Origin of the sequence: Acidovorax sp. T1, assembly GCF_002176815.1 — a bacterium.
GTDB lineage: Bacteria > Pseudomonadota > Gammaproteobacteria > Burkholderiales > Burkholderiaceae_C > Acidovorax.
The window spans coordinates 1,053,467-1,077,760 of sequence record NZ_CP021648.1 but is presented as its reverse complement, the minus strand read 5'-3'; the positions used below and the strand labels follow the sequence as shown (position 1 = coordinate 1,077,760).

Annotated in this window: 21 protein-coding genes; 6 read left to right on the top strand and 15 right to left on the bottom strand. The window is 65.7% G+C overall.

The annotated features are described in order from the left end of the window. Positions 1-83 precede the first annotated feature (83 nt). The 6 genes from fabG to CCX87_RS05145 form a co-directional block, all read right to left on the bottom strand. Positions 84-830, bottom strand: coding sequence for a 3-oxoacyl-ACP reductase FabG (gene fabG / locus CCX87_RS05170; RefSeq protein WP_087744325.1), 747 nt, complete (start codon positions 828-830; stop codon positions 84-86). Then, a complete protein-coding gene (fabD, locus tag CCX87_RS05165; protein WP_087744323.1) occupies positions 827-1,777 on the bottom strand; it encodes an ACP S-malonyltransferase in 951 nt (316 codons plus the stop codon). Before fabD ends, fabG begins: the two co-directional genes overlap by 4 nt. A gap of 57 nt (positions 1,778-1,834) precedes the next feature. Continuing rightward, positions 1,835-2,812: a beta-ketoacyl-ACP synthase III gene (locus CCX87_RS05160; protein WP_087744321.1), complete on the bottom strand. Its 978-nt coding sequence runs from the start codon at positions 2,810-2,812 to the stop codon at positions 1,835-1,837. Further along, positions 2,812-3,864: a phosphate acyltransferase PlsX gene (plsX, locus tag CCX87_RS05155; protein ID WP_087744319.1), complete on the bottom strand. Its 1,053-nt coding sequence runs from the start codon at positions 3,862-3,864 to the stop codon at positions 2,812-2,814. The genes CCX87_RS05160 and plsX overlap by 1 nt, the downstream gene beginning before the upstream one ends. Before the next feature lie 105 nt (positions 3,865-3,969). Then, the gene (rpmF, locus tag CCX87_RS05150; protein ID WP_005794249.1) at positions 3,970-4,152 is read right to left on the bottom strand and encodes a 50S ribosomal protein L32; all 183 of its coding nucleotides are present in this window, start codon (positions 4,150-4,152) and stop codon (positions 3,970-3,972) included. Positions 4,153-4,252: 100 nt separating this feature from the next. Next, entirely contained in the window at positions 4,253-4,804 is a 552-nt protein-coding gene (locus CCX87_RS05145) for a YceD family protein (protein WP_087744316.1), read from the bottom strand. A 25-nt stretch (positions 4,805-4,829) separates the two neighbouring features. Here CCX87_RS05145 and CCX87_RS05140 point away from each other — a divergent pair, with 25 nt between their 5' ends. Then, positions 4,830-5,429 carry a Maf family nucleotide pyrophosphatase gene (locus tag CCX87_RS05140; protein WP_087744314.1) on the top strand — a complete coding sequence of 200 codons (600 nt, stop codon included), beginning with the start codon at positions 4,830-4,832 and terminating at the stop codon, positions 5,427-5,429. After that, on the top strand, positions 5,426-6,241 hold the full coding sequence (locus CCX87_RS05135; protein ID WP_087744311.1) for an SAM-dependent methyltransferase: 816 nt from the start codon (positions 5,426-5,428) through the stop codon (positions 6,239-6,241). Before CCX87_RS05140 ends, CCX87_RS05135 begins: the two co-directional genes overlap by 4 nt. Before the next feature lie 121 nt (positions 6,242-6,362). On the opposite strand, the gene CCX87_RS05130 is transcribed toward CCX87_RS05135, so the two are convergent. From CCX87_RS05130 to CCX87_RS05115, 4 genes are read right to left on the bottom strand one after another with little or no spacing between them, the layout of a single operon-like run. Beyond that, positions 6,363-7,412 carry a S49 family peptidase gene (locus CCX87_RS05130; protein WP_087744309.1) on the bottom strand — a complete coding sequence of 350 codons (1,050 nt, stop codon included), beginning with the start codon at positions 7,410-7,412 and terminating at the stop codon, positions 6,363-6,365. A gap of 3 nt (positions 7,413-7,415) precedes the next feature. Next, on the bottom strand, positions 7,416-7,793 hold the full coding sequence (locus CCX87_RS05125; RefSeq protein WP_087744307.1) for a Rieske (2Fe-2S) protein: 378 nt from the start codon (positions 7,791-7,793) through the stop codon (positions 7,416-7,418). A gap of 36 nt (positions 7,794-7,829) precedes the next feature. Then, positions 7,830-8,501, bottom strand: coding sequence for an HAD family hydrolase (locus tag CCX87_RS05120; RefSeq protein ID WP_087744305.1), 672 nt, complete (start codon positions 8,499-8,501; stop codon positions 7,830-7,832). 7 nt (positions 8,502-8,508) lie between these two features. Beyond that, positions 8,509-9,540: an RluA family pseudouridine synthase gene (locus CCX87_RS05115; RefSeq protein ID WP_087744303.1), complete on the bottom strand. Its 1,032-nt coding sequence runs from the start codon at positions 9,538-9,540 to the stop codon at positions 8,509-8,511. A gap of 599 nt (positions 9,541-10,139) precedes the next feature. Here CCX87_RS05115 and CCX87_RS05110 point away from each other — a divergent pair. The 4 genes from CCX87_RS05110 to queF all read left to right on the top strand — a co-directional run bounded on the left by CCX87_RS05110 (position 10,140) and on the right by queF (position 16,096). Next, on the top strand, positions 10,140-13,319 hold the full coding sequence (locus CCX87_RS05110; RefSeq protein ID WP_087744301.1) for an Rne/Rng family ribonuclease: 3,180 nt from the start codon (positions 10,140-10,142) through the stop codon (positions 13,317-13,319). Positions 13,320-13,453: 134 nt separating this feature from the next. Beyond that, on the top strand, positions 13,454-14,236 hold the full coding sequence (gene yaaA / locus CCX87_RS05105; RefSeq protein ID WP_087744300.1) for a peroxide stress protein YaaA: 783 nt from the start codon (positions 13,454-13,456) through the stop codon (positions 14,234-14,236). A 36-nt stretch (positions 14,237-14,272) separates the two neighbouring features. Beyond that, positions 14,273-15,184 carry a 2OG-Fe(II) oxygenase gene (locus CCX87_RS05100; protein ID WP_087744298.1) on the top strand — a complete coding sequence of 304 codons (912 nt, stop codon included), beginning with the start codon at positions 14,273-14,275 and terminating at the stop codon, positions 15,182-15,184. A gap of 66 nt (positions 15,185-15,250) precedes the next feature. Then, a complete protein-coding gene (gene queF, locus CCX87_RS05095) occupies positions 15,251-16,096 on the top strand; it encodes an NADPH-dependent 7-cyano-7-deazaguanine reductase QueF (RefSeq protein ID WP_087744296.1) in 846 nt (281 codons plus the stop codon). 30 nt (positions 16,097-16,126) lie between these two features. Here queF and CCX87_RS05090 read toward each other — a convergent pair whose 3' ends face one another. The 5 genes from CCX87_RS05090 to CCX87_RS05070 all read right to left on the bottom strand — a co-directional run bounded on the left by CCX87_RS05090 (position 16,127) and on the right by CCX87_RS05070 (position 24,228). After that, the gene (locus tag CCX87_RS05090) at positions 16,127-17,689 is read right to left on the bottom strand and encodes a methyl-accepting chemotaxis protein (protein ID WP_087744294.1); all 1,563 of its coding nucleotides are present in this window, start codon (positions 17,687-17,689) and stop codon (positions 16,127-16,129) included. A 103-nt stretch (positions 17,690-17,792) separates the two neighbouring features. Continuing rightward, positions 17,793-18,998: a Y-family DNA polymerase gene (locus tag CCX87_RS05085; protein ID WP_087744292.1), complete on the bottom strand. Its 1,206-nt coding sequence runs from the start codon at positions 18,996-18,998 to the stop codon at positions 17,793-17,795. A gap of 162 nt (positions 18,999-19,160) precedes the next feature. Further along, positions 19,161-20,327, bottom strand: coding sequence for an alpha-hydroxy acid oxidase (locus CCX87_RS05080; protein ID WP_087744290.1), 1,167 nt, complete (start codon positions 20,325-20,327; stop codon positions 19,161-19,163). A gap of 189 nt (positions 20,328-20,516) precedes the next feature. Beyond that, a complete protein-coding gene (locus CCX87_RS05075; protein ID WP_087748188.1) occupies positions 20,517-22,793 on the bottom strand; it encodes a diguanylate cyclase domain-containing protein in 2,277 nt (758 codons plus the stop codon). Between the two features lie 430 nt (positions 22,794-23,223). Beyond that, positions 23,224-24,228, bottom strand: coding sequence for a Bug family tripartite tricarboxylate transporter substrate binding protein (locus tag CCX87_RS05070; RefSeq protein WP_087744288.1), 1,005 nt, complete (start codon positions 24,226-24,228; stop codon positions 23,224-23,226). Positions 24,229-24,294: the final 66 nt, after the last annotated feature.

Genomic DNA, 24,294 nt, shown 5'->3' with positions numbered 1-24,294 from the left:
GAATGAATCCGCGATTCTAGCCGCTTGAGGAAAGCCCCCAAGCCGACCCGTCGCACGGATGAACCGACGTTAACTCTCAACAATTACATGTACATGCCGCCATTGACGTGCAATTCCTGCCCCGTCACATAGCCCGCCTCGCGCGATGCCAGGTAGGCCACCGCATGGGCGATGTCGGCTGGCTTGCCCAGATGGCCCAGGGCGATCTGCGCTTGCAGGGCTTTTTGCTGCTCTTCGGGCAGGTTGGCCGTCATGTCGGTTTCAATGAATCCGGGTGCCACGCAATTGACCGTGATGCTGCGGCTGCCCAGCTCGCGGGCCAGTGCACGCGTCATGCCGGCCACACCGGCCTTGGCGGCCGCATAGTTAGCCTGCCCTGCGTTGCCCGATGCGCCCACCACGCTCGTGATGCTGATGATGCGCCCAAAGCGTTGCTTCATCATCGGACGAATCGCCGCACGGCTCACGCGGAAAACGGCCTTGAGATTGGTGTCCAGCACGGAATCCCAGTCCTCGTCCTTCATGCGCATGGCCAGCGTGTCGCGCGTGATGCCGGCATTGTTCACCAGCACATGCAAACCGCCTTGCTGCTTGACGATGGAGTCCATCAGCGCCTCGATGGCCGCGCCATCGTTGACGTTCAGGTTGGCGCCCCGGCAGCCCGGATAGGCCGACAGCGCCTGGCTGATGCGTTCTGCGCCCTCGTCCGTGGTGGCGGTGCCCACCACCTGGTAGCCGCGCACGGCCAGCTCCAGGGCAATCGCCGCGCCAATGCCGCGCGATGCGCCGGTGACCAGCGCCACTTGCGCTTCAGATGCAGATTGCGTCATGCCAACAACTCCCGGGTTTCGGCCAGTGTGGCCGGGTCAAACAGTGCGGCGCCGACCAGTTCGGGGTCGATGCGCCGGGTCAGGCCCGCCAGCACTTTGCCGGGGCCGCATTCAATGAGATGGGTGATGCCGCGCGCCTTGAGCGCCTGCACGCACTCGACCCAGCGCACCGGGCCAAAGGCCTGGCGGTACAACGCGTCCCGAATGGCGTCGGCGTCCTGCTGCACGGCCACGTCCACGTTGTTGAGCACTGGAATCTGCGGCGCAGCCAGTGCCACATCGGCCAGCGCCACGCGCAGTTTTTCTGCGGCAGGCTTCATCAGGCTCGAGTGGAACGGCGCCGACACGGGCAGCGGCAGCGCACGCTTGGCACCCGCCGCCTTCAGTAACTCGCAGGCCTTGTCCACGCCCGCCTTGGTGCCGGCGATCACGGTCTGTATTGGATCGTTGAAATTCACGGCCTCGACCACTTCGGTCGAACCCGCGCCAAAGGAAGCCGCCGCCTCGGCGCAGCCCGCAATAACCCGCGAGGCCTCCATGCCCAGAATGGCCGCCATGGCCCCGGTACCCACCGGCACGGCCTCCTGCATGGCGGCGGCGCGCAGACGCACCAGCGGTGCCGCCTGGGCCAGCGTCAGCACGCCCGCCGCCACCAGCGCCGAATACTCGCCCAGCGAATGCCCGGCCACAGCCAGCGGCAGGGCGCCACCTTCGGCGCGCCAGACGCGCCATGCGGCAACGCCGGCCACCAGCATGACCGGCTGGGTGTTGGTCGTCAGGGCCAGCGCCTCCTTGGGGCCTTCCTGGATCAACCGGGCAAGGTTCTCCCCCAGGGCGTCAGAGGCTTCCTGAAGCGTCTGGACCACGACGGGGTGATCGCCCCAGGCGTCGAGCATGCCCACCGATTGCGAGCCCTGCCCCGGAAAGACAAATGCAAAGGATTTCATAAAACCAAAAATTTATAAGAAATATACCTGTAGCGCTTATTCAGAAAGCGCTAGCAGCTATAACTTCAGGAGCACAGCACCCCAGGTGAAACCACCCCCGACTCCTTCGAGCAGCAGGGTTTCACCCTTCTTGACCTGGCCCGAGCGCACCGCGTGGTCCAGCGCCAGCGGAATCGACGCGGCCGACGTATTGCCATGCTGGTCCACCGTGACCACCACCTTGTCCATGGACAGCTTCAGTTTTTTGGCGGTGCTCTGCATGATGCGGATATTGGCCTGGTGCGGGACCAGCCAGTCGATGTCGGCCTCGGTCAGGTTGGCCTTGGCCAGCGTGGCGCGGGCGGCTTTGTCGAGCACGCCCACCGCCAGCTTGAACACGGCCTGGCCATCCATCTTGAGCACGGGATCACCCAGCACCGCGCCGCCCGATACACTGCCCGGCACACACAGAATATCGACATACCGGCCATCGGCATGCAGGTCGCTGGCCAGGATGCCGGGCGTGTCCGAAGCTTCCAGCACCACCGCGCCCGCGCCATCGCCAAACAGCACACAGGTGGTGCGGTCCTTGAAATCCAGAATGCGGCTGAAGACCTCGGCTCCCACCACCAGCGCGCGCTTGGCGGTGCCGGTCTGGATCATGGCATCGGCCACCGTGAGGGCATAGACGAAGCCGCTGCACACGGCCTGCACATCAAACGCGGGGCACCCATTGGCACCCAACTTGTTCTGCAAGATGCAGGCCGCCGAAGGAAACACCATGTCGGGCGTGGAGGTGGCGACGATGATCAGGTCGATGTCTTGCGGCTGGCAGCCTGCGGCCTCCAGCGCCCTCTTGGCCGCCTCCAGGCCCAGGTCGCTGCAAGTCACATCCGGCGCCGCAAAGTGGCGCGCCCGGATTCCGGTGCGCTCCACGATCCATTCGTCGGAGGTTTCGATACCGCTCTGTGCCAGTTCGGCCACCAGATCGGCGTTGGTCACCCGGCGAGGGGGCAGATAGCTGCCGGTGCCGGTAATGCGGGAATAGCGTCTCATCAATGGGTTGTCGCTGAAGCACCGGGCGCAGACTGGGCCGCAGCAGGCACCAGCAGGGGCGCCGCATGCGCAATCCGGGTCCGGACACGATCGAGCAGGTTGTTGCGGGCTGCATCATACGCCCGGTTCAATGCCTGCTCGAAGGCCATGATGTCAGCCGAACCGTGGCTCTTGAACACCAGGCCGCGCAGACCCAACAGCGCCGCGCCGTTGTAACGCCGGTAGTCCATGCGATTCATGAGCGCTTTAAGAACCGGATAGGCAAAGATGGCAGCAGCCTTGGTGAAGATGTTGCGTGAAAACTCGCGCTTGAGCCCGCCCACCACCATGGATGCCACGCCTTCGCTGGCCTTCAATGCGACATTGCCCACAAAACCGTCACACACCACGATGTCCACAGTGCCTTTGAAGATGTCATTGCCTTCGACATTGCCGTAAAAATTCAGATCACCAGAATTCGCAGCAGATCGCAGGAGTTCGCCCGCTTTTTTGATGACTTCACTGCCTTTGATGATTTCTTCACCAATATTGAGCAAGCCTACGGTGGGCTCTTCAACACCCTTGAGCACCGACACGAGCGCCGAGCCCATGACGGCAAACTGCAGCAAATGCTCGGCCGAGCAGTCCACATTGGCACCCAGATCAAGCACGGTGGTGGCGCCTCCCTGGGCGTTGGGCATCTGGGTGGCAATGGCCGGACGGTCAATGCCATCGAGCGTCTTGAGGATATAGCGGGCAATGGCCATCAGGGCACCCGTATTGCCGGCGGAAACCGCCGCGGCAGCCGTGCCATCCTTGACCTGCTGGATGGCAACGCGCATGGACGAGTCCTTCTTGCGGCGCAGGGCAATCTCCACCGGGTCGTCCATGGCGACCACTTCGGTGGCCGGCACCACGGTGGCGCGCTCGTGCGAGAAGGATTGCAGACTGTCCTTCAGGCCGACCAGCAGCAGATGGGCATCGGGATGATTGTCGAGGAACTGACGGCACGCCGCGAGCGTGACGCGGGGGCCGTGGTCGCCCCCCATGCAGTCAACAGCCAGTGTGATCATGGGCGACTTGTCCGGTCAGCAGTGCGGACCGAAAGATAAATGCAACAAAAACAAAGGCCCGCGCTACAGCCAAAGTAGCAACGGGCCTTGTGAAGGAGGCTAAAGTCAGGCTTCAGACTTGTTTTTCAGCACCTGGCGGCCACGGTAGAAACCGTTGGGGCTGATGTGGTGGCGCAGATGCGTTTCACCGGTGGTGGGCTCCACGGCAATGCCCGGCACGTTCAGGGCATTGTGCGAGCGGTGCATGCCGCGCTTGGAAGGGGACTTTTTGTTTTGCTGAACGGCCATGATGGCTCCTGGTCTTGAATAGGGTTGGTAAAAACGCGATCAGCCCATTAAAGACACGAGGGGATTCGCGTGAAGCCCTCGATTATATCCCAAACGCCAATTACTGTCCCTTTTCTTCTTTGCGCAGGCTGGCCAGCGCAGCAAAGGGGTTGGGCTTTTCGGCACTGGCGGCCTCGAAATCGTCGTCGCTGGAGGCCAGCGGCACGGCGGTGGGGCACTCATCGTGGCGGGGCACCACAGGCAGGGCCATCAGCAACTCATCCTCGATCAGTTCGGACAGATCGAACTCGCGGCTCAGGGCCAGCAGATCTTCCTCGCTCTCATCGTCGAGCGCCTCGGCCGTGGCTTCATCGGCCACAAAACGGAAAGACCGCTCCACGGCCAACGGCACATCCACCGGTGTCAGGCAGCGCTGGCATTCCATGGGAAAGGTGGCCTGCGCTTGCACATGCAGCCACACCTGCCCAATGCCGCCCAGCGCAGTGCGTACTTCACCCGTGGCCGTCCAGTCCACGCGCAGATCGGGATGCAGGCTCTTGGCCTCCTGGGACAAGCGCTCGTATTTCAGCAGCGAGTCATGCCCGGACAGCTGCCCGCCCGCCTGCGCAAAAGCCTTGACGTCGAGCCGATCGGGGGAGAATTCCTTGGTCATGGCGGCAGTGTAAGAGAATCGGCCGATGCATCCATCTTCCCACCCGCAACGCCCCCTGGTATTGGGCTCCACTTCGCGTTACCGCCACGAACTGCTGTCGCGGCTGAACCTGCCTTTCGCGGTGGCAGCCCCAGAGGTTGACGAAACCCCGCTCGCGGCAGAAACGCCCCGCGCCCTGGCCCTGCGCCTGGCCCTGGCCAAGGCCCACGCTGTGGCCCGCCAGCACCCACAAGCGGTGGTGATCGGTTCGGACCAGGTGGCCGACCTGGGCGGCCAGCCACTGGGCAAGCCCGGCACGCACGAGCGCGCGGTGGTCCAGTTGCGCCAGATGCGCGGCCAGACCGTGGTCTTTCAGACGGCGGTGGCGGTGGTCTGTGCCGCCACGGGGTTCGAGCAGGTGGATCTGGCGCCGGTCGAGGTGCGCTTTCGCATGCTGACCGACGAAGAAATCGAACGCTATCTGCGCGCCGAAGAACCCTACGATTGCGCGGGCAGCGCCAAAAGCGAAGGCCTGGGCATTGCACTGCTCGATGCCATCCACAGCGACGACCCCACCGCCCTGATTGGCCTGCCGCTGATCCGCACCTGCCGCATGCTGCGCGCCGCCGGGATGGTTTTGCCATGAGCACACGCCCCGCCACCCCGCTGGACGCGCCCGGCAACACCGCCGTCAACGGCACGCTGTACCTGGTGCCCGCGCCGCTCGACTTTGGCTGCGACACCCAGGTGCCGCTGCAGGACGCACTGCCCGACGGCACATTGAAAACGGCCGCCCGCCTGTCGCACTGGATCTGCGAGAACGCCAAGAGCACGCGCGCCTACCTCAAGCGCATCGAGCCCCTGCACCCGCTGGCCGCATCGCTGCAGCAACAAACCATCACCGAGCTACCACGCGAGGTGCACAAGAAAGGCGACCACGGCGACAAGGGATCGGCCCCATTCGACGCCCGCCCGCTGCTGGCCGCCGCCCTGTTGGGGCACGACATGGGCCTGATCAGCGAAGCCGGCATGCCCGCCGTGGCCGACCCGGGCTCGTCTGTGGTGCGCGCCGCGCACGACCTCGGCATTCCGGTAGTGCCGTTGGTGGGCCCCGTCTCGCTGCTGCTGGCGCTGGCCGCCAGCGGCCTCAATGGCCAGAACTTCGCCTTCACCGGCTACCTGCCGCAAGACGCGCAGGAGCGCACCCAGCGCATCCGCGAGCTGGAATCGCTGGCGCTCAAGACAGGGCAAACCCAGCTCTTTATTGAAACGCCCTACCGCAACGCAGCGCTGTGGCAGGCCCTGGTGCAGACGCTGCAGCCCCACACGCGGCTGGCATTGGCGGGGGGGCTGACCTTGCCCCAGGTGCAGATTCGCAGCCAGCTGGTGCGCCAGTGGCGCCAGCAGGCGGTGCCCACGGACAACCGCACGCCGGTGGTGTTTGCGTTTGGCCGATAGGCGTTGCAACCCTGTTTTAGCTATTTAATTGATAGCTATCAGCGCTTGCTGCATAAGCGCTATCGGCTAATTTCTTCAATATTCCATCGAATCTGCCGCCCAGAACCCCGGGGCTGCAAATTCAACGCAATTGCGGAGCTGCGCTGGCCGCCAGGGCCTTGGCCGCACCCACGCCCATCGCCGCGCCGAAACGCTTGGCCAGGCGTTCGGCCACGTTTTCGCGGCGCGTGTAGTCGATGATGTCTTCGGCCTTGACCACTTCGCGCGCCACAAAGTCGAGGCTGCCCAGTTTGTCGGCCAGGCCCATCTCGATGGCCTGCTGGCCCGTCCAGAACAGGCCGCTGAAGGTTTCTGGCGTGGGCTTCAAGCGGTCGCCCCGCCCGGCCTTCACCACGCCAATGAACTGCTGGTGGATCTGATCGAGCATGGTCAGGGCGTATTCGCGCTGTTTTTCCGTCTGTGGGCTGAAGGGGTCAAGAAAGCCCTTGTTCTCGCCGGCGGTGAGCAGGCGGCGCTCCACGCCCAGTTTTTCCATGGTGCCCGTGAAGCCGAAACCATCCATCAGCACGCCAATGCTGCCCACGATGCTGGCCTTGTCCACAAAGATTTCGTCGGCCGCCGCGGCAATGTAATAGGCGGCCGAGGCGCAGGTCTCTTCCACCACCGCATACACGGGCTTGTTGTGCTTGGCCTTCAGGCGCACGATTTCGTCATTGATGATGCCGGCCTGCACCGGGCTGCCGCCGGGGGAGTTGATCAGCAGCACCAGCGCCTGCGAGCCTTCGTCCTCCAGGGCGCTGCGCATGGCCGCCACCACCAGCTCGGCGCTGGCTTCGGCGCCGGAGGCGATTTCGCCCTTGATGTCCACCACTGCGGTGTGCGGCGCCGTTTTGCTGGTGCCGCTGGTGTTCTGGTACAGGGCCGCCCAGGCCACCAGCAGTGCCACCAGCAGCCAGGTCAGGCGAAAGAAGATCTTCCAGCGGCGGGCACTGCGCTGCTCATTGAGGACCGAGAACGCCAGCTTTTCCAGCGTGGCGCGCTCCCAACCGGGTTCACGCGATGAATCGCTCACTTTTGCTCCCGAATTTGTAGCTTGCTGCGCCCACAGATCGGGCGCTTGCGGTGGATTTTTCCCAGAACCCGTGGGCTCGGTGCGGGTGGGGTCGGTCATGGGTCAGAACTCAACAGGTTGCAGGTTGTAGGCAGTATGCCAGTGCACCACCCCGTCCACTTCGGACAGGGCAATTTTCACCAGCCCGCCGCGGCAGGGGCCGCCCACGCACGCGCCGGTGTCTGGCCGGTAGGCCGCGCCGTGGGTGGCGCAGAGCAGCCACTGGCCGGTGTCATCGAAAAAACGGTCGGGCTGGTAGTCCATCTCCATGGCCACATGGGTGCACCGGTTCAGAAAGGCGTGGGGCCGCCCCTCGAAGCGGATGGCAAAGGCCCGGCAGGTCTGCCCGGCATACACCACGTCAAAGGGCACGGCCAGGTGGCGCTCCTGCAGATCGGCGCTGCGGCACAGCGCAATGGCGATGGAATCGGTGGTGGTCATGGGCGAACAGGCACCAGCGATGCAAGGGCGCGCCAATCAGGCATGGGACAGCAGCCAGTCGTGCAAATCGCGCACCGAATGGGCCACATGCAAGGGGTTCAGCGCTTCAAAGGCCTCAGGTTCATGGGCGCCGTAACTCACGCCCACGCTGGCACAACCGGCCGACAGCGCCATCTGCAGGTCGTGGGTGGTGTCGCCAACCATGAGCAGGCGCTCGGGCGCCACATCCAATTCGGCCATCAGTTCCTGCAGCATCAGCGGATGGGGTTTGCCAGCGGTTTCGTCGGCGGTGCGGGAGCTGTCGAAAACGCCCTTGAGCTGCACCGAGTGCAGCGCCTCGTCCAGGCCCCGGCGGCTTTTGCCGGTGGCCACGGCCAGCAGGTGGCCTTGCGCCCGCAGGTCGGCCAGCAGGGGCAGCACGCCGGCAAACAGGCTCAGGTCATCCTGGTGCTGCAAATAGTGGAAACGGTAGCGGTTGTTCAGCTCGGGGTATTTTTCAGGCGGCACATCGGGCGCCGCATGGGCCAGCGCCTGGGTGAGCGCCATGCCGATCACATAGGCGGCGGCCTGGTCGGTGGGCACGGTGCCGCCCACGTCGCGCACCGCCTCCTGGATGCTGCGCACGATGATGGCCGTGGAGTCGAACAGGGTGCCGTCCCAGTCAAAGGCGATCAGGTCAAAGCGGCGCGGGCGGGCGGTGGGGCGCATGGGGCAATCAGGCGGTTGGAATGAAATCGACAAGCTCCGGCGGCAGTTCAGCGTTCAGTTGCACGCGTTCGCCGCTGGCCGGGTGCGTGAACTGTAACCGCCAGGCATGCAGGAACATGCGCCGCATCCCCAGCTTCTGCAGGCGTTTGTTGAGATCGAAGTCGCCATATTTGTCGTCCCCCACGATGGGGTGGCCCTGGCTGGCCAGGTGCACACGGATCTGGTGCGTGCGGCCGGTCTTGATGGTCACCTCCAACAGGCTCATGGCGGGCAGGCCTTGCGCCGCACGCGCGGGCAGCAACTGCCGCACCTTGACCAGCGTGATGGAGCGCATGCCGTCCGGGTCGTCGGCGGTGGTCACGCGCACGCGGCGCTCGCCAGCACCGGCGGTGCCTTCCGGCCCCGCCTGCAGGTATTTGTGCAGCGGCAGGTCGATCACCTTCTTGTTGGCGGGCCAGGCGCCCGTCACCAGCGCCAGATAGGTTTTGCCGGTTTCGCGTTCACGGAACTGGTCTTGCAAGTGCGTGAGCGCCGACCGCTTCTTGGCCACCAGCAGGATGCCCGAGGTTTCGCGGTCCAGCCGGTGCACGAGTTCCAGGAACCGGGCCTGCGGCCGCGCCTGGCGCAGTTGCTCGATCACGCCAAAGCTCACCCCGCTGCCACCGTGCACCGCCACGCCAGCGGGTTTGTCCAGGGCGATCAGGTGCTCGTCTTCGAGCAGGATGGGAAATTCGCGCGCTGGTGCGGGCCGTTCGGCCTTCTCGGCCACCTTGTCGGAAATGCGCACGGGAGGCAGGCGCACCACATCGCCCGCCGCCACACGGGTGTCTGCGTTGACCCGGCCTTTGTTGATGCGCACCTCGCCGCTGCGGATGATGCGATAGACATGGGTTTTGGGCACGCCCTTGAGCTGGCGTATCAAAAAGTTGTCCAGGCGCTGGCCGGCGGAGTCTTCGTCGACCTCCACCAGGCGCGCTGCGGGAGCGGAAGCGACCGGGAGACGGTCGGATGGCGGTTTGGCCCCTATAATGTGTTTCACCTGCGCGTTGTGATGTAAGTGGTTGATTTGTCTGGAGTTTAGTCCACACAGCCCTTGCATTGGCGCAGGCAGGTCGATGCCAGCGGGCGTCGTACATGCAGATTGCAGGCCAGATGCCTGCAATGGCCTGTGCGACGTGCGGCGGGCTGACAAATTGAAACACTGATACGGAATCCCCCAAGCTGGCAGATTCGCCCCACCCGGGCGCAGTCTGCCAGCGGATCGAAGCGAGCATGTGGTTGTTGATGAATTGGATGGTGACCTTGTGGCGGTGGCTGATGCCCCCGGCTGCATGCTCCAATTCGGCCCCAGCGTCCACTCAGCAAGCGCAACCAGCTACCCTTTTGGTAGCAAAACTGCGCCACTCTCACTCGCCCCCTTCCACGCGCCCCGGCCTTTACCTGCTGCGCTAGTGCGCCGCAGGTTTTTGGCATCTCCGGCAATTCCCTTCGTTTCGATGCGTCAGTCCAGGCATTCACAGCTCCTGTAGAGCTTGTTGTATTGGTTTGGAACGGCGGGTGGCAGCCCGCGCAGCCCTCCCCTGTTGGTTAGGTGGGCTGCGCCGCTGCCCACCGCAAAACACGCAAAGGAATCGCATCATGAAGCGGATGCTCATCAACGCCACGCAGCCCGAAGAACGCCGCCTGGCCATCGTCGACGGACAAAAGCTCCTCGACTACGAAATCGAAATCGAAGGGCGCGAACAGCGCAAGGGCAATATCTACAAGGCCGTCGTCACGCGCGTCGAGCCCTCGCTGGAAGCCTGTTTTGTGGATTACGGCGAAGACCGCCACGGCTTCCTGCCGTTCAAGGAAATCTCGCGCAGCTACTTCGCCCCCGGTGTCTCGCCCAGCCAGGCGCGCATCAATGAAGTGATCAAGGAAGGCCAGGAGTTGCTGGTCCAGGTCGAAAAGGAAGAACGCGGCAACAAGGGCGCTGCCCTGACCACCTTCGTCTCGCTGGCTGGCCGCTATGTGGTGCTGATGCCCAACAACCCCCGTGGCGGTGGCGTTTCGCGCCGCATCGAGGGCGAGGACCGCGCCGAGCTCAAGGAGGCGATGGACCAGCTGGAATACCCCAACGGCATGTCCATCATCGCGCGCACGGCCGGCATCGGCCGCAGCGCGCCCGAGCTGCAGTGGGACCTGAACTACCTGCTGAAATTGTGGAACGCCATCGACGGCGCCGCCAAGGGTGGCAAGGGCGCCTTCCTGATCTACCAGGAATCGAGCCTGGTGATCCGCGCGATCCGCGACTACTTCAACAACGACATCGGTGACATCCTCATCGATACCGACGACATCTACGAACAGGCGCAGCAGTTCATGGCGCACGTCATGCCCGAGCATGCCGCCCGCGTCAAGCGCTACCGCGATGACGCCGCCCTGTTCAGCCGCTTCCAGATCGAGCACCAGATCGAGTCGGCCTACGCCCGCACCGTGCAGCTGCCCTCGGGCGGCGCCATCGTGATCGACCACACCGAAGCGCTGGTGAGCGTGGACGTGAACTCGGCCCGCGCCATCAAGGGCGGCGACATCGAGGAAACCGCCACGCGCACGAACCTGGAAGCCGCCGACGAGGTGGCCCGCCAGATGCGCCTGCGCGACCTGGGCGGCCTGATCGTGATCGACTTCATCGACATGGATGAGAGCAAGAACCGCCGCGAAGTGGAAAACCGCCTGCGCGACGCGCTGCGCCAGGACCGCGCCCGCGTGCAGTTCGGCACCATCAGCAAGTTCGGTCTCATGGAAATGAGCCGCCAGCGCCTCAAGCCCGCCTTGAGCGAAGGCTCGTCCATCCCCTGCCCCCGCTGCGGCGGCTCGGGCCACATCCGCGACACCGAATCGTCGGCCCTGCAGATCCTGCGCATCATTCAGGAAGAATCGATGAAGGACAACACGGCCGCTGTGCACTGCCAGGTGCCGGTGGAAGTGGCCAGTTTCCTGCTCAACGAAAAGCGCACCGAAATCGCCAAGATCGAACTCAAGCAGCGCGTGGCCGTGCTGATGGTGCCCAACAAGACGCTGGAAACCCCCAACTACCGCCTGGAACGCCTCAAGCACGACGACCCGCGCCTCGATCACATCGAAGCCAGCTACAAGCTCGCCGAGGAAGTGGAAGACCCCACGGCCGTGACGCGCCGCTCGCAAGAGCCCACCAACAAGCAAACGCCGGTGATCAAGGGTGTGCTGCCCGATGCACCCGCGCCCATCGCCGAACCGCGCCCCGAAGGCGCTGCACGCCCACCGCGCGCGGGCCAGCGCCCTGCGGCTGCGGCCCCTGCGCAAGCCGCCGCACCGGCAGCTCCTGCAGCACCCCGTGCCCCGGCCGCGCCGCAGGAACCAGGTTTCTTCGGCTGGCTCAAGCGCCTGTTTGGCTGGGGTGACACGCCGGCATCCGCGCCGGCTGCCGCCCCCGCACCTGCCGCAGCGCCCGCCGAAGCCGGCACGCGCGGTGAACCCCGCCGCGATGGCCGCAATGGCGAAGGCCGTGGCCGCCGTGGTGAGCGCGGTGAACGCAGCGCCGGCCGCGACGGCAACCGCGAAGGCGGCGCCCGTGATGCCAACCGCGAAGGCACCGGCGAAGGCCGTGGCCGCCGTGGCGAGCGCCCGACCGAAGGCCGTGCCCCACGCGACGGCGAAAGCCGGGCACCGCGTGACGCGGAAGGCCGCACCCCGCGCGATGGCGAAGGCCGTGCGCCCCGTGGCGAAGGCGAAGGCCGCAACGGCCGCGAAGGCCGCGAAAGCGGCCGTAGCCGCCGCGATGCCGAGCCCCGCAACAACGCTGCCGGCGCCGACACCGACAACGCCGCCGCCCAGACCGCCATCCAGGCGCAAGTGGTCGGCCCGAACGGCCATGGTGCCGAGGCGGCTGGCGCCCAGCCGCGCAGCGAACGCGGCCCCCGCCGTGACCGCGGCGAAGGCCAGGGTCGCCGTGAACGTGGCGAGCGCCCAGAGCGCGGCGAACGCCCACCGCGCGCAGCAGAAGCCCCGCAAGACACCGGCGCCCCCGCCGCCGACTTTGCGGACACAGCCCCGCTGGCATCGCTGCCCGACCTGGACCTGACCGTCAACGACACCGCGCCGGCCAGCGATGAGCGCCGTGAGCGCCGTTCACGCGACCGTTATGGCCGCGACCGGCGCGAGCGCGGTGAACGCGCCCCCCGCGGCGCAGTGGAACCCGCCGCACCCACGATGATGGAGTTCGACGCCACGGCCCCGGTGGCCGCGCCAGTGGCCGATGGCCAGGAAGAGCCCGCACGCCGCAGCTACTTCAACGCGGCCCCCACGGCATCTACCTCTGCACCTGCCCCGGCTCCCGTGCCCGCAGCCACCCCGGTCGCGGCGCCCACACCGGCACCCGAGCAGGCCCACGCCGAAACCGTGGTGCAAGCCACGGCCCCTGCGCCTGCGCCAGTTGCAGCACCGGCACCCGTGGCCGCTGCGCCCGTGGCTGTGGCTCCAAAGGCCGCACCCGTGGCGGCACCGGCACCTGCCGCAGCGCCTGCCGCACAGGGCATGCCCCGCGTCCAGGGCTTCACGCTGCCGCTGGATGACTTGCAGCAGGTGGCCGCTGCGTCGGGCCTGCAATGGGTGAATTCGGATGCAGAGAAAATCGCCGCCGTGCAGGCCGCGATCGCCGCCGAGCCGCAACCCATCCGCGTGCCGCGCGAGCGTCCGCCCGCCGTGGTGCTGGACGAAGGCCCGCTGGTGCTGGTGGAAACCCGCCGCGACCTGTCGGCCATGACGCTGCCGTTTGAGCAGCCCCCTGCTGCCTGATGCAGCAACCAAGAAGGCGGCCCAGGCCGCCTTCTTTCATTGGGGCTTCTTGGGGCACTGACCGCTCCCGTCTTGCGGACTGAATTACCCTTCGTCATTGCCCTTTGAGATCCCCGGACCACCACGCCCTCACCATGCTGTTCCTGCTGTCTCCCGCCAAATCACTCGACTACGAAACGCCCCTGCCCGAGGGGTTGCCGCACACCCTGCCGCAGTTCGTGCCGCAGTCCACGCAGCTGATCGAGGTGCTGCGCGACAAATCCCCCCAGGACATCGCCTCGCTGATGGGCCTGAGCGACAAGCTCGCCGCCCTGAACGTGGCGCGCTACCAGGTCTGGCAACCCCAGTTCACCGCCGCCAATTCGCGCCAGGCCGTGCTGGCCTTCAACGGCGACGTGTACGAAGGCCTGCAGGCGCAGACGCTTTCCGGCGACGATCTGCAGTGGGCGCAGCAGCACCTGGCCATCCTTAGCGGCCTGTACGGCGTCTTGCGTCCGCTCGACCGCATGCAGCCCTACCGCCTGGAGATGGGCACGCGCCTGGCCACCGCTGCGGGCAGCAACCTTTACCAGTTCTGGGGCCGCCAGATTGCCGAGCACCTCAACACCTGCCTGCGCGCCGACACCACGCCGGTGGTGGTCAACCTGGCGTCGCAGGAATATTTCAAGGCGGTGGACTGCAAAGCCCTCAAGGCGCGCGTCATTGAATGCGTGTTCGAGGACTGGAAAGGCGGCGCCTACAAGATCATCAGCTTTCACGCCAAGCGCGCGCGCGGGCTGATGGCGCGCTACGCCATCACCCACCGCATTGCCACGCCCCACCAGCTCGAAGCCTTTGATCTGGAAGGCTACGCCTTTGCCCCGGCATCCTCCGAGCCCGAGCGCCTGGTTTTCCGGCGCAAAACACCCACAGCGTAAAGCCGAAAAACACCCCGCCCACGTTGAAGGACTGCCATGGCATCGCGCTCTGACCCGCCTGCGGACAACACCACTGCAAGCACCCAGCACAGCAGCGCCGCGCGCCAGACCATCACGCCCGAGCTGCGCCGCTGGCTCATCGAGCAGGCCCAGGCCGGCTTCACAAAAACCGTGGTGCTGCAATCCATGCGCGACGCGGGCTGGGATGCACAGTTGGCGGCCGATGCGCTGCACATCACGCTGCAGGATCATCTCGACGAAAGGGCTGTGCCGCAGCGCCAGCCGGCCGCCGTGCCGGTGCCCGAGCCACGGCTCCATGAATCCCCTGCCCAGGTGGATTGCGGCGACCGCACCGTGAACGTGCTGCTGAGCATGGCCCAGCCGCGCCTGGTGGTGTTTGGCAACCTGCTGTCCCCCGACGAATGCGATGCCTTGATCGCCGCCGCGGCCACCCGCATGGCGCGCTCGCTCACGGTGTCCACGCAGACGGGTGGCGAGGAAATCAATGACCACCGCACCAGTGACGGCATGTTCTTTCAGCGCGGCGAAAGCCCGCTGGTCCAGCGCATCGAAGAACGCATTGCCTGCCTGCTGAACTGGCCCATCGAAAACGGCGAAGGCCTGCAGGTGCTGCACTACCGCCCCGGGGCCGAATACAAGCCGCATTACGACTACTTCGACCCCGCCGAGCCCGGCACGCCCACCATCGTGCAGCACGGCGGGCAGCGCGTGGGCACGCTGGTGATGTACCTGAACACGCCCGAAAAAGGCGGTGGCACCGTCTTTCCGCAGGCGCAGATCGAAGTGGCACCGCAGCGCGGCAACGCCGTGTTCTTCAGCTATGCGCGCCCCGCCCCGTCCACCGGCACGCTGCATGGCGGCGCGCCGGTGATCGCCGGCGACAAGTGGATCGCCACCAAGTGGTTGCGCGCGCATGAATTCAAGTAAAAACAGGCTCTAGCGCTTATAGATAAAGCGCAAGAAGCTATTAATTCAATAGTAAAAGGACAGACCATGACCACGCCGGAACAATCCCAACTCGGCAAGGCGTCGGCCTATATCGGCCAGTACGATGCATCGCTGCTGTTTCCCATCCCGCGCGCGGGCAAGCGCGCCGAGATCGGCATTGCGGGCGCGGCCCCCTTCTTCGGGGCCGACCTGTGGACGGCGTTCGAGCTGTCGTGGCTGAATGCACGCGGCAAGCCGCAGGTGGCGCTGGCGCACATCACCGTGCCCTGCGAAACACCCAACATCGTCGAGAGCAAGTCGTTCAAGCTCTACCTCAACAGTTTCAACAACACACGCTTTGCCGACGCCGCCGAGGTGCAGGCGCGCATCCGCGCCGACATCAGCGAGGCCGTGTGGCGCGGTGCCGAACACCCCGCCACCGTGGGCGTGAAACTGCTGCTGCCCGAGCTGTTTGACCGCGAGCCGGTGCACGAACTCGACGGCCTGAGCCTGGACCGGCTGGATGTGGAATGCACGCGCTACCAGCCCGCGCCCGAGCTGCTGACCGCCGCGTTTGGCGAAGCGCCCGTGTCCGAGGTGCTGACCAGCAACCTGCTCAAGAGCAACTGCCTGGTCACGGGCCAGCCCGACTGGGGCAGCGTGCAGATTGCCTACAGCGGCCCGCAGATCGACCAGGAAGGGCTGCTGCAATACATCGTGAGCTTTCGCAACCACAACGAATTCCACGAGCAATGCGTGGAGCGCATCTTCATGGACGTGTGGACGCGCTGCCGCCCCATCAAGCTCACGGTGTATGCGCGCTACACCCGCCGCGGCGGGCTTGACATCAACCCGCTGCGCACCAGCCACCCCCAGCAGCTGCCCGCCAACACGCGCACGGCACGGCAGTAAAAGCGCCCGGCGTGCCGCGCTGGCACGGCATCACCGCAGGCGAAACACCTCTACCGAGCGCGACAAGGACACCGCGTTACCCTTGAGCGCCTGGGCTGAAGCGGCCGTTTCCTCGACCAGCGCTGCGTTCTGCTGCGTCACGGTTTCCAGTTGCGTGACAGCCTCGTTCACCTGGCCGATGCCGATCGACTGTTCGGCCGTGGCCTGGCTGATCTCGCGCACCAGGTCGCTCACGCGGGACACCGACGACACCACGTCGGCAATCGTCTGGCCCGCCTGGTCCATCTGGCGCGAGCCATCAGCCACCTGCGACACCGAGGTGCCGATCAGCGCCCGGATCTCCTTGGCCGCGCCCGCGCTGCGCTGCGCCAGGGCGCGCACCTCACCGGCCACCACGGCAAAGCCCCGCCCCTGCTCGCCGGCGCGGGCCGCTTCCACGGCGGCGTTGAGCGCCAGCAGATTGGTTTGAAAGGCAATGCCCTCGATCACCGAGACAATCTCGCCCACCTTGCGCGACGACTGCTCGATGGCATGCATGGCCTGGCCCACCTGCTGCACCGCCGCGCCGCCAGCGCGCGCCACTGCGGCGCTGTGGGTGCTGTCCTTGGCCACCGCGCCGGATGTGTCGGCGGTTTGCCGCACGGTGCTGGACAGTTCCTCCATTGCGGCGGCGGTTTCCTGCAGGTTGGCGGCCTGCGCCTCGGTGCGCTGGTAAAGATCGTGCCCGCCCTGGGCGATTTCTTCGGCCGACCGCAAAAAGCCTGCAATCTCGGTGCGCACATCGCCCACCACGGCACGCAGGTTGACCTGGATCTGCTCCAAGCCACGCACCAGGGGCGCCAGCGACGGCGCGCACCGCCCGCTGTCCAGGGAAGTGGCCAGATTGCAGCCGGCAATGTCGCCAGCAAACCGCTCGACCGTGCGCATACCGCCCACGATGCGGCCATGGAACCACGCCAGCACACCGCCAACGCCCGCCAGCAGCAGCGCCAGCTGCGCGCCCCAGCCCAAGGCGCCCTGCCAGCCCAGCCAGTGCGGCAGCATGCCCACCAGCACCACGCCCAGCAGCATCAGCGCCAAGGTCTGCGTGGCCGACATTTGCTGCAGCCGCTGCAGCGCACCGCGCATGCCGGGATAAACCACCCGGCCGTGCTGCAAACGGACGGTCTCGCGCTGCGCCGCCTGGTCGCTGCGCAGTTGGGCATACAGGGCTTCGGCCTGCTGCACCTCGGCGCGGCCCGGCTTGGTGCGCACCGACAGGTAGCCACGCGGCTTGCCGTTTTCCATGATGGGCGTGACATTGGCGCGCACCCAGTAGAAACCGCCGTCCTTGCGGCGGTTCTTCACCAGCCCGGTCCAGGTGTGGCCGCGCCCGACGGTGGACCACATGTCCTTGAACGCCTGGGGTGGCATGTCGGGGTGGCGGATCAGGTTGTGCGGCTGGCCTATCAGTTCGTCGTGGCTGTAGCCGCTGGCATCGATGAAGGCAGGGTTGCCATGCAAGATGATGCCCTTGGTGTCGGTGGACGACACCAGCATGCTGTCGTCGGGAAATTCATACTCGTGCTGGGTTACCGGCAAATTCACACGCATACGCTGGGGTCCTTGTGCTGTCCCAGCCGGAAAACGGCAGGAAAACCTTTGATTCTAATCATTTTGTCACAAATCAACACAAATACGCCGTCCCAGCGCAGCGTCAAAACAGCGGCGCGGTGTGCGGGTCGGGGTGGCGTGCCTGGCGGGTGGCTGCGCAAACGGGTTCGCCCCCCGAAAGCAGGTGCTCGGACAGGCGCACCAGCGCCCCCACCCGCACGCCCAGCAGGCGCAAGCGCCTGTCCAGCGGCACGCGCTTGAGGCACAGCCCCGCCGTGTGGCGGATGGTGGCCGCATCCTGCGTGGGCGCGGGCAGGGTGTGGTCGCGCGTGGCGGTCCTGAAATCGTCATAGCGCAGCTTGATGCCGATGGTTTTGCCCACATAGCCTTTGCGCTGCAGGTCTTCGGCCACGCGCTGGCACAGGTCGGTGAAGATGCGCGAAAGCTCGGCCTTGTCGCGCACCGCGTGCAGGTCGCGCTCAAACGTGGTTTCGCGGCTCATGCTCACGGGCTCGCTCTCGGTCACTACCGGGCTGTCGTCCTGGCCCCAGGCCACGCGGTGCATCCACGCGCCGGTGGATTTGCCAAAGTGGCCCATCAGCCACTGCGGGTCTTGCGCTGCCAGCTCGCCAATGGTGTGCACGCCTAGTGCGGCCAGTTTTTCGCCCGCCTTGGGGCCGATGCCGTTGATCTTGCGCACGTTGAGCGGCCAGATGGTGGTCTGCAGATCTTGCCCATAAACAATGGAGATGCCATTGGGCTTGTTGAACTCGCTGGCCATCTTGGCCAGCAGGCGGTTGGGCGCCACGCCGATCGAGCAGGTCAGGCCCGTGGCGTCGAAGATGCTTTTCTGGATGAGCCGCGCCAGCACGCGCCCGCCCTCGCGCTGGCCGCCGGGCACGTCGGTGAAATCGATATACACCTCGTCCACGCCCCGGTCCTGCATCACTGGCGCGATCTCGGTGATGGCGCTCTTGAACAGGCGCGAAAACCTGCGCACCTCGTCAAAGTCCACCGGCAGCACGATGGCCTGCGGGCACAGCCGGGCAGCCTTCATCATGCCCATGGCCGAACCCACGCCAAACTGCCGCGCGGCATAGGTGGCGGTGGTGATGACGCCCCGGCCCACATAGTCCTTGAGCAAGGGGAAATCGGCCACGGGAATGAAGCACGGCTCGCGCGGGCCGGTGCCATCGGGGCTTTGCAGCAGCAGATCGTCCACCCTGCGCCGCCCGCCACCAATCACCACGGGCAGCCCCTGGAGCTGCGGATAGCGCAGCAACTCGACCGATGCAAAGAACGCATCCATGTCAAGGTGCGCAATGCGGCGCAGCCGTGCGGGGCGATCCGCGGCAGGTGCGGTTGCCGGGGCAGAAAAAGCAGGAGCAGCTTCGGTCACAGCCGCTATTTTGCGCGGCCCCGCCCAACCCGCCGCCGCGTTCGCCTTTTCAGACCTGGACGGCAAGCCCTGTCAGGCCAGCGGGTAAGTGCCCGGCAGCAGGATGCTGCGGTCCACCTGGTCGATGTGGGTGCGGCCGCAGAACGCCATGGTGATGTCCAGCTCTTTCTGGATGATTTCGAGCGCCCGCGTCACGCCCGCCTCGCCATAGGCGCCCAGGCCATACAGAAAACTGCGGCCGATCAGCGTGCCGCGCGCGCCCAGGGCGCGGGCCTTGAGCACGTCCTGGCCGCTGCGAATGCCGCCGTCCATCCACACCTCGATGTCCTTGCCCACCGCCTCGGCGATGGCGGGCAGTGCGGCAATGGAGGATGGCGCGCCGTCGAGCTGGCGGCCACCGTGGTTGCTGACGATGAGCGCGTCGGCACCGCTATTGACGGCCAGGCGTGCGTCTTCGGCGTCCATGATGCCCTTCAGGATCAGCTTGCCGCCCCAGCGTTTCTTGATCCACTCCACATCGCCCCAGTTGAGCTGCGGGTCGAACTGCTCGGCCGTCCAGGACGACAGCGACGACAAATCGCCCACGCCCTTGGCATGGCCCACGATGTTGCCAAAGCTGCGGCGTTTTGTGCCCAGCATGCCCAGGCACCAGCGCGGCTTGGTCGCCAGGTTGATGAGGTTGCCCAGCGTGGGCTTGGGTGGGGCCGAGAGGCCATTCTTGATGTCCTTGTGGCGCTGGCCCAGGATCTGCAGGTCCAGCGTGAGCTGCAGGGCCGAGCAGTTGGCGGCCTTGGCGCGGTCGATCAGGCGCTCGATGAAGTCGCGGTCGCGCATCACGTACACCTGGAACCAGAACGGGTGGTTGCCGGTCTGCCGGGCCACGTCTTCGATGGAGCAGATGCTCATGGTCGAAAGCGTGAACGGAATACCAAACGCCTTGGCCGCACGCGCGCCCAGGATTTCGCCATCGGCATGCTGCATGCCCGTGAGGCCCGTGGGCGCAATGGCCACGGGCATGGCCACGTCCTGGCCCACCATGGTGGTGCGAGTGCTGCGGCCCTCCATGTTCACGGCCACGCGCTGGCGCAGTTGGATGCCCTGGAAATCGGCCGTGTTGGCGCGGTAGGTGCCCTCGGTGTACGAACCTGAATCGGCATAGTCATAGAACATGCGCGGCACGCGGCGCTGGGCAACAACACGCAGGTCTTCAATGCAAGTGACTTTGGACAGATTGGGCACGCGGGCACTCCGGATAAAAGGGAATTGGCATTGAATGGTAGGCGGCGGCACACGCCAGGGCCATCAAAATTATTTTCGCCACCCTGCAGCAAATTTCGCGCTCCACAGCCAGGGGCACGGCGCCTCGCCACAAAATTTTAACGAAATAGCGCCGAAGCGCTTATGCAGCAAGCGCAGACAGCTATTTATTCAGGAGCAAGCTGAGACCCGATCGCCTTCGAGGGCCACGCGCACGGGCTCGGCATCTGCCCCGGCATACAGGCGAAACTGCCGCCGGCCCGCATGTTTGGCGGCATACATGGCCGCGTCGGCATGGCGCGACAGCGCTTCGAAGTTCTGGCCATGCTCGGGAAACAGGGCGATGCCGCCGCTCAGATCCACGGACAGCACGTGGCTGCTGAGCTGATAAGGGGCGCTGCATGCGGCCATGATCTTGCGCGCCACCTGGCAGGCCTGCTCGGCGGCGTCAATGCCCGGCAGCAGCACCACGAATTCGTCGCCGCCCTGGCGGCACACCGTGTCGGACGCGCGCACGGCACCCGTGAGGCGCTGGGCCAACTGCACCAGCAACTCGTCGCCCACGTCGTGGCCCCGGGTGTCATTGACTTGCTTGAAGCCATCCAGATCGATGTACATCACGGCCACCAAGTTGCCATCGCGCCGGGCATGGGCCAGCGCCTGGCGGGCCCGGTCTTGCAGCAGCACGCGGTTGGGCAGGTCGGTGAGCGCGTCGTACTGCGCCAGGTGCGCCATGTGCTCGGCCATGGCCACGGCGTCGGTCACGTCGCGCAGCACGGCCACGGCCCCGGTGATCTGGCCGTGGCGGTCGGTGATGGGGCTGGCCGATTCTTCCACGTCAAAGCGCTGGCCGCTGGTGCGGTGCAGCACCACGCCGCGCGTGGGCTCCACGGGCTTTTTCTGCTGCAGCGCCAGGCGCAGCGGGCTGGGCTGGGGCGCCTGATCGTCCGGGACCAGCAGGTGCACCACCTCATCCACATTGCGCCCCGCGGCATCAAACCCCTGCCAGCCCGTCAGGCGCTGGGCCACGGGGTTCAGGTAGGTGACCAGGCCCTGCGCATCGGTGCAGACCACGGCATCGCCAATGGACCTGAGCGTCAGGCGCATGCGCTCCTTTTCCTCGAACAGCGCCTCTTCCATGCGCTTGCGCTCGGTGATGTCGGTGACCTGCACGAAAATGCCGCGCACCTCATCGCCGTCAAAGTCGGGCACATACGAGGCGATGGCGTAGCGCTCCACCCCGGCGGGGTCGACGATGGTGCGCTCGAAAAGCTGCTCGTGCCCCTGCAGCGCCTGCTCCAGATAAGGCCGGTTCTTTTCGTAGAGCTCGTCGCCCAGCAGCTCGCGGATGTGCCTGCCGCGCATTTGGCCGGGCGCCTGGCCAAACCAGTCCAGATAGGCATGGTTGGCAAAACGGTTGCACAGGTCGCGATCCCAGTAACCAATCATGGAGGGCATATTGTTCAGGATGGTGCGCAGGTCGCGCTCGGCCTGTTCCAGCCTGGCACTGATCTGCTGGCGGCGGCGCAACTCCCGCGCAAACAGCCCCGCCAGCCCCACACAGGCCGCCATCAGCAGCAGGGCAAAACCACCCAGAATCCAGGCGCTGCGGTACCAGCCGGCCAGGATGTCATCCACCGACTGGGCCACATTCACCATCAGGGGATAGTCGCCCACATGCCGGAACGCAAAAAGGCGCTCAACGTTGTCAATCGCGGACCGGCCGGTAAAAACGCCGCTGCGGGCCGACTGAAAGGCGCGGATATTGGCCGTGCCCGCCAGGCTGCGGCCCCGCACGTCTTCGCTGAAGGGAAAACGCGCAATCACAATGCCATCGGAGCGAAACAGGTTCAGGCTGCCACCGGGCCCGAGGTTCAAGGCTTCGAACAGGCTTTGGAAATGCGCCAGCCGCAAGGTGCCCACGACCACACCGGCCACCTGGCCATCGGGCCCATAGTAGGCGCGGCTCAGGGGCAGGCTGTACCGGCCGGTCAGGCGCGCACGCACCGGCGCGCCCACATACAGACCTGTGTGGGCGCCGCTATCAAACACCTTGACGTAGTCTCGATCGGCAAAGTTGGCCTTGCGGGGCTCCAGAAACTCGGAGTCGATCACCACGTTGCCGGCCCGGTCCAACACCAAAAGGGAGCCAATACCCTGCACACGCAACGAATTGTCGAACAGCGCGCGTTGGCGCATTTCGACCGGCAGGGCCATCACGTACGGATCGGTGACGCCTTCCACCACCCTCTGCATTGACAGGTCAACAGACTCCATCGTGCGGGCTATGTTTTGGTCCAGCGTGCGCACCAGATTGACGCTGGTGCGCTCGGCATGGTGCCACGCCTCCTCGCGCAGCGTCCAGATGCTGCGGGCAAACAGGCCGCCAATGCCCAAGGACAGCAGCACGGCCAGCAGGATCAGACGGGAAGTGGCAGAGAAACGCACAAGCAAGGCAGCAAACAGATCTTTACAATTTTACGCACCGGCAGGATTTGTGCTGGATGGTACATGCGTTGGCCACCTTGTCACAGCCCCTGCGCCGCGCTGGCACGCACACCGGCATCCCGGTGCGTGCGGCGCCCCCCGTGGTGGCGGGTGCGGTGGCACTGTGGCTGTGGACGGCAGGTTTTGAACGGTCAACGGCTTTCAGTCAATCCACACCGCCACCAGCTGGTGGTCTGACACCTGCGTTGCCGCATTCACGGCAAAGCGCTGCACCCGGCCCTTAAAAAAATGCACGAATACGGCTGCAGCGCTTGCTACAAAAGCGCATACAGCTATTTATTCAATAGCATCAATCACTGAAAGAAACCAAGCGTCGACAGCCATTTTTGCGTCGGATTTCCGCCACAGCGGCGCCCTCGCCCCGTGGGGCTTACTGCGGCACAAACCCGTTGGTCTTGATGATGCGGCGCCAGGTTTCGGTGTAGGCATGTTCGCGCGCACCCAGTTGCTGCGGCGTCATGAAGCCCACCGTGAGGCCCATGGCGGTGAGATGGTCGTGCACCTCGGGTTTGGCAACCACCTTGGCCAGCGCCGCCGCGAACTGCTGGATGAATGGCTGCGGCGTGCCGGCCGGGGCATAAAAGCCGTAATACGGCAGGTCGGCAAAGCCCTTGAAGCCCAGTTCGTCGAACGTAGGCACCTGGGGCATGGCCGCCTGGCGCTTGGTGCCCAGCACCGCCACCACGCGCAGCTTGCCGGCCTTGTGGTTTTCCATGAAGTCCTGCACCGAGCCCACGCCCGCACCGATCTGGTTGCCCAGCATGTCGGCCATCATGGGCGCGGCACCGCGGTAAGGGGCCGACACCAGGTCGAGCTGGAATTTCTCACCCACCAGCTTGACCAGAAACTCCGGCGTGGACGCCGGCGCCGGAATGCCCACGGCGCCCTTGCCACCGCCCTGGGTGCGCACCCACTGCACATATTCACCAAAGGTGTTGGCGGGGGTGCCGCCCGACACGGCAAAGGCATTCACAAAGGTGGCAAAGCCGCCCACGGGCACGAAGTCACGGTCGGGCTGGTAGCCGGGGTTCCTCACCACCAGCGGCAGGATGGAGATGGTGTGGTCGTGTGTGAGGAACACCGTGGTGCCGTCGGCAGGCGAGGCCTTGAGCACCTGCGCGGCAATCTGCCCGCCGGCGCCGGGCCGGTTGTCCACCACCACCGGCATCCCCAGGGCGTCCTTGAGGCCCTCGGACAGCGTGCGCGCAATGGCGTCGGTGCCGCCGCCCGGCGGAAAGCCCACCAGAATGCGCAGGGGCTTGGCCGACTGTGCCATGGCCGTGGACAGGGCCAGGCCCGCCGCCAGGGCAGCCAGGCCGCGCAGGGCGCGTGAGACGCGTGAGACGCGTGAGACAACGGTGCGACGCAAAGACATATCCAACTCCTCAGGAGGAAAACCGGGCGGACAACGCGAAAAAATGCCGGCCCGAAGGCTGCCAAC

Bases quoted from the DNA above. Each gene is read 5' to 3' on its own strand.
- fabG (WP_087744325.1), bottom strand. From the start codon at position 830: ATGACGCAATCTGCATCTGAAGCGCAAGTGGCGCTGGTCACCGGCGCA.
- fabD (WP_087744323.1), bottom strand. From the start codon at position 1,777: ATGAAATCCTTTGCATTTGTCTTTCCGGGGCAGGGCTCGCAATCGGTG.
- CCX87_RS05160 (WP_087744321.1), bottom strand. From the start codon at position 2,812: ATGAGACGCTATTCCCGCATTACCGGCACCGGCAGCTATCTGCCCCCT.
- plsX (WP_087744319.1), bottom strand. From the start codon at position 3,864: ATGATCACACTGGCTGTTGACTGCATGGGGGGCGACCACGGCCCCCGC.
- rpmF (WP_005794249.1), bottom strand. From the start codon at position 4,152: ATGGCCGTTCAGCAAAACAAAAAGTCCCCTTCCAAGCGCGGCATGCAC.
- CCX87_RS05145 (WP_087744316.1), bottom strand. From the start codon at position 4,804: ATGACCAAGGAATTCTCCCCCGATCGGCTCGACGTCAAGGCTTTTGCG.
- CCX87_RS05140 (WP_087744314.1), top strand. From the start codon at position 4,830: ATGCATCCATCTTCCCACCCGCAACGCCCCCTGGTATTGGGCTCCACT.
- CCX87_RS05135 (WP_087744311.1), top strand. From the start codon at position 5,426: ATGAGCACACGCCCCGCCACCCCGCTGGACGCGCCCGGCAACACCGCC.
- CCX87_RS05130 (WP_087744309.1), bottom strand. From the start codon at position 7,412: ATGACCGACCCCACCCGCACCGAGCCCACGGGTTCTGGGAAAAATCCA.
- CCX87_RS05125 (WP_087744307.1), bottom strand. From the start codon at position 7,793: ATGACCACCACCGATTCCATCGCCATTGCGCTGTGCCGCAGCGCCGAT.
- CCX87_RS05120 (WP_087744305.1), bottom strand. From the start codon at position 8,501: ATGCGCCCCACCGCCCGCCCGCGCCGCTTTGACCTGATCGCCTTTGAC.
- CCX87_RS05110 (WP_087744301.1), top strand. From the start codon at position 10,140: ATGAAGCGGATGCTCATCAACGCCACGCAGCCCGAAGAACGCCGCCTG.
- yaaA (WP_087744300.1), top strand. From the start codon at position 13,454: ATGCTGTTCCTGCTGTCTCCCGCCAAATCACTCGACTACGAAACGCCC.
- CCX87_RS05100 (WP_087744298.1), top strand. From the start codon at position 14,273: ATGGCATCGCGCTCTGACCCGCCTGCGGACAACACCACTGCAAGCACC.
- queF (WP_087744296.1), top strand. From the start codon at position 15,251: ATGACCACGCCGGAACAATCCCAACTCGGCAAGGCGTCGGCCTATATC.
- CCX87_RS05090 (WP_087744294.1), bottom strand. From the start codon at position 17,689: ATGCGTGTGAATTTGCCGGTAACCCAGCACGAGTATGAATTTCCCGAC.
- CCX87_RS05085 (WP_087744292.1), bottom strand. From the start codon at position 18,998: ATGGATGCGTTCTTTGCATCGGTCGAGTTGCTGCGCTATCCGCAGCTC.
- CCX87_RS05070 (WP_087744288.1), bottom strand. From the start codon at position 24,228: ATGTCTTTGCGTCGCACCGTTGTCTCACGCGTCTCACGCGTCTCACGC.